This is a genomic window from Schwartzia sp. (in: firmicutes) (assembly GCF_978017985.1).
Map to the genome: position 1 here is coordinate 1 of NZ_CDXDFU010000110.1, position 6608 is coordinate 6608.

Genomic DNA, 6608 nt, shown 5'->3' on the forward strand with positions numbered 1-6608 from the left:
CAAAGCTCCTGCTATGGAAGCGTTTTCATCTATTACCATTCCGATTCCTGCCGCCGTAAAAAGTGACATGGTAATGGCCTCCTCAGAGCAACCCTGCTCGTACGCTTCCGTGAGAACCGCAGGCAGTATCCCGCATGAGCCCGCCGTAGGGCACGCCACTATACGCCCCATTGACGCATTGACCTCACTGGCTGCGACGGCGAAGGCAGCCGTCGAAACAGCCGCCTGTCCGAGAAAGCCTGTAAGCTGACGCTTGTAAAGCTTTGGAGCGTCTCCTCCAGTAAGTCCGCTGACAGAACGGATACCTTCCTTCAGCCCGGTTTTAACGGAATCGTGCATTACATGCCAATTATTCCTCATTTCTTCGATAAGCTCTTCTTTGGACCGCTGTTTTTGCTCCGATTCCACAGTCAGCACAATCTCATGCACCGGTAACTGTCTCTCGGAGGCAAGACGCAGAAGCTCCGCTATATTATGAAAACTTTTCACCCAACTGCCCCCTTACCCTATTGCCGGAATGCTGAAAGCCTGACTGATTCCGTCTATATTTTTTATGGCATCGACGATTCCCGGCAAGGGCTCTTCGTCCAGCTCCAAAATAGTCATTGCCTCTTCACCGCGGTTTTTCCTCGAAACATGCATAAATGCTATGTTAAGCCCTCCCATGCCGAGAATCGATGTAATATTCATAATAACGCCCGGCTGGTCGTGCTGAATAGCCACAATTGCAGGATATCTCCCTGTAATCTCCACATCATAATCATTTATTTTAGTGATTATGATATTTCCTCCGCCTACAGACGCGCCGCGTACCACGGCACTGTTCTGATTAAAGCCCGTCAGATGAAACTCTGCCGTATTGGGATGCGCCCCTGGAATATCCGTTTTTTGAAAAGCATATTCAAGCCCCTGTTCCTTCGCAATGGAAAGCGCATCACGTATCCGCTCATCATCAGGCTGCATACCGAGAACTCCCGCAATCAGAGCCTTATCCGTGCCGTGGCCCCTGTATGTCTGCGCAAAAGAGCCTGCAAGCAGTATACCGGCACGGCTGGCAGGCCCTCCAAGCACCTTCCGCGCCATAAGGCCAAGCCGCACAGCTCCCGCCGTATGAGAGCTGGACGGGCCTATCATTACCGGCCCTATGATATCAAAAACTCCGTGCATAATATCTCCTTCCTTAGGGAAATACCCAACCGGTACCATGGCATATACTTATCCACTGCTTCCCTAAAAAGGGACCTGCCCCTAAACGGAGCAGGCCCCATTGCCTGTAATTTAAGCGTTCACAACAAAAAGCGTGCGAACAACAATATTCACCTGATGAACTACCATTCCTGTCATGTACTCAATAGCTTCCTTTATCTTCTGCTGAGTTTCATGGATCAGTGTCGGTATGTGCTTGCCGTAATGAAGCACAACCTCGCAGGAAACATCTATTCCCTGATCCTCCTCGCCGTTCATGCGGTGGCTGACCTTTACACGTCCAACGGAGTTAACAAATTCCTTTTCCCCGATGAGGCGCTTTACTATCTCACTGACAGCGGAATCATCTATGCTGAGCTTTCCATAGTAGCTGAACACAGGGCGCACAATGGATTTCTCTCCCAGACGGCGGCGCCGCTTCGGTGCTTTTTTGAAGAATGACTGAATCGGGTCAATGAGATACCCGGAAAAATGGGGCTTCAATTCAATGGTCGGCACAGGAATAATATGCTTACCTTCCTTCAGCCGATAAAAAGCAGCTTTTGCCATCTCATCCTTTGTAGCTATATCCTCAATACGGATAATCTTGGCAATAGGAGGAAGTCCAAGCTTCTTCGCAATTTTATGCGCCATATTCTCCGATGTCCCCAGGATGAGTATTCTCCGTGGGTTTATCTCCTCAATGGCTTCCCGCATCTCTGCGGCATGTCCCGGAAGCACGAAAATAGCCCGGCGTACCGCCATAATTTTGCTTTTTTCATGCTTTGCCGAATGTCCGGCCAAAATTTTACCGTCTTTTATTAAAATACCGTCATCAATAATCGCATCAGCATCATACTGATGTGCAACAATAAGCGCACGGTGGCTTTTACCGGTCCCGCTGGGTCCGACAAGAGCAATAACATCCATGGAAAATTTCACCTGCCGATACAATAAAAGTCAAAAGCAAATCTTAATCCAAAACCTTTGGAGGATGGAAAAACGGTTTCGCAAAATCGTCCTCGATTGTCACAATTCCGAGCTTTTCAGGGAACCGTGTTGCAACACCGTGGAAATCCGATCCACCGGTCATGAGAAGACCATGTGCTTTTGCAATATCCTTATAGCGTGCCGTATCCTCCTCATCATGGCGGGGATAAAAAACCTCAATCCCCCCGAAAGGCATAGACAGCAAATGCTCCACAAGCCTATCGTCACCGACAAGCTTAGGGTGCGCCAAAACAGGAACTCCGCCTGCACCGCGTATCAAGTCTACAGCCTCATTCGGCTGAATTTTGTAATGGGGCACATACGCGGGACATCCATGCTGCAGAAATGAATCAAACGCCTCACGGATAGACGAAACAATACCCTTTTTGACAAGGGCACGGGCAACATGTGCACGCCCTATTGAATGGCTGACGCCCGCAATCTGCAGAACGTCACTCTCGGAAATATCAACACCAATATCCGCGAGCTTGCCCAAAATCTGCGAAAACCGCGTCCAACGGGCCTCCGACAGCTCAGTTATCTTATCCAGAAGTTCCTGATTATATATATCCAAATCGTAACCGAGAACATGGACATCATGACCGTCCACCTCGGTACTGAACTCAATTCCGGGAATAATGCAAAGAGTCTTTGCAGGATACAGCCCCTGCTCATAAAGATGCCGTATACCGTCTACCGTATCGTGATCCGTAATCGCGATATAAGTAAGGCCGGCCTCCTTCGCCGCATCCAGTACCTCTTCCGGGGACAGCCGCCCGTCGGAAAATGTCGTATGGATGTGCAGATCACTTGGCATACCGTCTCCACTTCCTCTTCTTAAGTTTTGAAAGCATACAAAGCCGAATATACTTGATATACCTTATTATTGTATCACAATTCTGTAAAAAACGCATTACCATGTTAACAAATGAAAAAGAGCCCGTTTTTTCACGGACTCTTTACAGCATCATGATTCTTTTATCAATATGCGTTCAATGCCGACTGTCTTGTTTGATGTCTCATCAATATCCAAAACGACTGCCGAATAAACATTCGGCCCCGCTGCAAGATCAAAACGCACGGGCATTCCTGTAGTGAACTTCTGAATTATGATTTCTGTTTTAACACCCAGAACAGAATCCCACGGCCCTACCATACCCAAATCCGTGATATATGCAGTGCCGTTCGGAAGTATCCTTTCATCAGCTGTCTGAATATGAGTATGTGTGCCGACAACCGCATTCACACGGCCATCCAGATACCAGCCCATTGCCATCTTTTCAGATGTAGTCTCCGCATGAAAATCAAGAAGAATAATATCACACTCGTCTTTCATTTCTGCAAGAATATCCTCAACCTTTTGAAAAGGACAGTCCATTGGGGGCATAAACGCGCGGCCCGAAAGGTTCAGTACGCCTATATTTTTCGCGCGCCACGGATAGACACACCACCCTTTGCCCGGTGTCCCGTCAGGATAATTTGCCGGTCTGATAAAAAACGGCTCCTGATCTATGAACTCCAGAACATCCTTCTTATCCCATATATGATTTCCGCTGGTCACAATATCGGCGCCTGCATGCAAAAGCTCATCAAGAGACGTACGTGTGACACCTTTTCCTCCCGCGGAATTTTCTCCGTTTACAACAACAATATCTATCTTTTTTTCTTTGCGGAGCTGCGCTGTATATTTAGCAAAGGCCGTCCTTCCAGGACGGCCGATAACATCTCCAACCATAGCTATGCGCACAATTAATCCCTCACTTGTTAAAAACCATAACCCGGCCTTCCTCGCGGATTCCAATCATACGGTTCGTTGTCCGGCTTAATTTAAGATTACCAATCATATGGTCAATAGCATCCTCGTGCGCTTCCTGCTCCTGCTCAAGCTCATAAGGTGATACTCCGTTTTCAGGGTCCATAAGCAGGATACTTCCAAAATGCTCGCGCATAATAGTGCTGAGCATGCTGATTTCTCCCTGAGAAATCGTCCTGACATCGCGGATTATATGGAAAAAAGCCGTGTGCCCCTGTCCTTCCAGGAAAATCTCAACACTGGCATCCTGAAAGCCTTCAAGGCAGTGATACGACTGGATACTTTCCTTTATAAGCATTCCAACTTCTTCATACGCCTGTCTCTGCGGTACTTCCTTCAACGCAAACGCAAAATGCAGCGCTTCGCGGGCAGGCTCGTAGCTCACCGTTCCAATCTCGGGATAACAAACCAGAATCGAAATCAGCAGATTGATGCCATCCATATTCGCTTTTTTTCTTTTGCCAAAGCTGATCATAGCTGCACCTCGTTTCTGAGTAAAAAAAAAGGATGCTGCGAAGTGAAATTCACAACATCCTTCCGTTCTTCTGACTTCACTGTTCTTTTATAATATACCCATTACTTGGCATAGTCAACCACGCGCGTCTCGCGGATAATGGTTGCCTTAATCTGTCCCGGGTACTCGAGTTCGGACTCAATCTTCTTGACGATATCATGCGCCAATCCGACAGAAGCAACGTCGTCAACCTTGTCAGGTTTGACCATGACACGAATTTCGCGGCCTGCCTGAATAGCAAAGCAGCTTTCAACGCCCTCGAAGGATTTCGCAATTTCTTCAAGACGTGTCAGACGTTTCAGATACGCCTCAAGACTCTCACGGCGCGCGCCCGGACGTGCTGCGGAAATAGCATCCGCTGCTGCAACCAGTACAGCCTCTACCGTCATCGGTTCAACTTCACCGTGATGTGCCTCAATGGCATTTACAACTTCCTTGTACTCATGATGCTTGCGTGCGTAGTCCGCACCAATCTGCGCATGCGGGCCCTCAACCTCATGGTCGATAGCCTTGCCGATATCATGCAGAAGACCTGCACGCTTTGCAAGAGCAACATCAACCCCAAGCTCGGCAGCCATAATACCTGCCAGATAAGAAACCTCAACAGAATGATTCAATACATTCTGTCCATAACTTGTGCGGTATTTCAAACGTCCAATCAGCCGAACGAGCTCCGGATGAAGTCCGTTGACACCGGTATCGAAGGTTGCCTGTTCGCCGGCTTCCTTAATACGCTGATCTACTTCACGTTTCGCTTTGTCTACCATCTCTTCAATACGGGCCGGATGAATACGTCCGTCCTGAATGAGCTTCTCCAATGCAATGCGAGCCACTTCGCGGCGCACCGGATCAAACCCGGACAAAATAACAGCTTCCGGGGTATCATCAATGATCAGGCCGATTCCTGTAAGAGTCTCAAGCGCACGAATATTGCGTCCTTCACGGCCGATAATACGGCCCTTCATCTCATCGTTTGGAAGAGCTACGACTGACACAGTCGTCTCTGCAACCTGATCTGCAGCACAGCGCTGAATAGCCTGAGACACGATATCACGTGCAATCTTGTCTGCATCATCCTTTGCCTGCTGCTCATAATCCTTAATCATCTTGGCTTTCTCAAGCTTCATCTCATCTTCGGCTGCGGCCATAAGAATAGTCTTTGCCTCTTCCGTTGTCATCTGAGAAATACGCTCAAGCTCAGCCTTCTGCTGTTCGTGGAGCTCTGCAATAGAAACACGCTCTTTCTCAAGCGCTTCATCTCTTGCAGAAAGGTCCTCTTCTTTCTTCTCAAGCAGGTCCATCTTACGGTCCAGATTCTCTTCCTTCTGGACAAGACGACGTTCCTGTCGGGACAGTTCATTTCTGCGGTCTTTCGTATCGCGGTCAAGATCCTGACGCAAACGATGGATATCTTCCTTAGCTTCGAGCAAAGCCTCCTTCTTCTTCGCCTCACCCTTAGCTTCCGCGTCCTCCAAAATGCGCTTTGCCTGCTCTTCTGCCGAGCCTATCTGTGACTCTGCCTGCTGCTTACGCATCATGTAGCCCGCGCCTGCGCCAATGATCAATGCAAGTACTGCTGCTAAAATCAAATCTAAGATACTACACGCCTCCCCTTTGACTAAAAATTTTGTAAAACATTGTGCTTTTTTAAGCGTTGTAAATCATGATAGTAGTGGCAACTATACAAAGAATATTGTAATGAATTTAATGGGATAAGTCAACCGTGAAGGGGATTTGCACGTTGACCAAATTCCATTGAATATTCAAAATTTTATAGAACTGTCAAAGAATAACAGTCAAATAAAAAAATAAAATATTTTCCTATTTAATATATGAGAGACTACACAATTTTCCTATACACGAAAAAAGAGACATGCGTTATACATGTCTCTTTATCAACCGGCAGCTTCCTATCCAGCTGGCATTTCATGCTTCCTAAAGCGTTACTGCTGTCTAACGCCTGCACAGCCGATTCGCACGTCGCCCTGCGTCGCTTACGCTCCTTGTTCTACGTTCGCGTTTACCCGTTCATCTTCGCCTGTTCAGGCTTGATTCACGGAACGCTTTAGCATAGATAAGTTTTGCGGTTCAGACTTCGTCCTTTCA

General features: G+C 47.7%; 7 protein-coding genes. All 7 read right to left on the minus strand.

What is annotated here, in order from left to right; genetic code table 11:
- Positions 1–489: L-serine ammonia-lyase, iron-sulfur-dependent, subunit alpha (locus ACY69O_RS04995; RefSeq protein ID WP_462332365.1), on the minus strand; the 489-nt coding region annotated here is incomplete at its 3' end.
- Positions 490–501: 12 nt separating this feature from the next.
- On the minus strand, positions 502–1167 hold the full coding sequence (gene sdaAB, locus ACY69O_RS05000) for an L-serine ammonia-lyase, iron-sulfur-dependent subunit beta (RefSeq protein WP_462332366.1): 666 nt from the start codon (positions 1165–1167) through the stop codon (positions 502–504).
- Between the two features lie 111 nt (positions 1168–1278).
- Positions 1279–2115 carry an Asp23/Gls24 family envelope stress response protein gene (locus ACY69O_RS05005; RefSeq protein ID WP_462332367.1) on the minus strand — a complete coding sequence of 279 codons (837 nt, stop codon included), beginning with the start codon at positions 2113–2115 and terminating at the stop codon, positions 1279–1281.
- A gap of 43 nt (positions 2116–2158) precedes the next feature.
- Entirely contained in the window at positions 2159–2992 is an 834-nt protein-coding gene (locus ACY69O_RS05010) for a PHP domain-containing protein (protein WP_462332368.1), read from the minus strand.
- Between the two features lie 150 nt (positions 2993–3142).
- A complete protein-coding gene (locus ACY69O_RS05015; RefSeq protein WP_462332369.1) occupies positions 3143–3922 on the minus strand; it encodes a TIGR00282 family metallophosphoesterase in 780 nt (259 codons plus the stop codon).
- 10 nt (positions 3923–3932) lie between these two features.
- A complete protein-coding gene (locus ACY69O_RS05020; RefSeq protein ID WP_462332370.1) occupies positions 3933–4463 on the minus strand; it encodes a hypothetical protein in 531 nt (176 codons plus the stop codon).
- A gap of 101 nt (positions 4464–4564) precedes the next feature.
- Positions 4565–6100 (minus strand): ribonuclease Y, encoded by a 1536-nt coding sequence (gene rny, locus ACY69O_RS05025; protein WP_462332371.1) that lies wholly within the window; start codon positions 6098–6100, stop codon positions 4565–4567.
- Positions 6101–6608 lie beyond the last annotated feature (508 nt).

Coding starts and splice junctions, on each gene's coding strand:
- sdaAB (WP_462332366.1), bottom strand. CDS start 1,167: ATGCACGGAGTTTTTGATATCATAGGGCCGGTAATGATAGGCCCGTCC.
- ACY69O_RS05005 (WP_462332367.1), bottom strand. CDS start 2,115: ATGGATGTTATTGCTCTTGTCGGACCCAGCGGGACCGGTAAAAGCCAC.
- ACY69O_RS05010 (WP_462332368.1), bottom strand. CDS start 2,992: ATGCCAAGTGATCTGCACATCCATACGACATTTTCCGACGGGCGGCTG.
- ACY69O_RS05020 (WP_462332370.1), bottom strand. CDS start 4,463: ATGATCAGCTTTGGCAAAAGAAAAAAAGCGAATATGGATGGCATCAAT.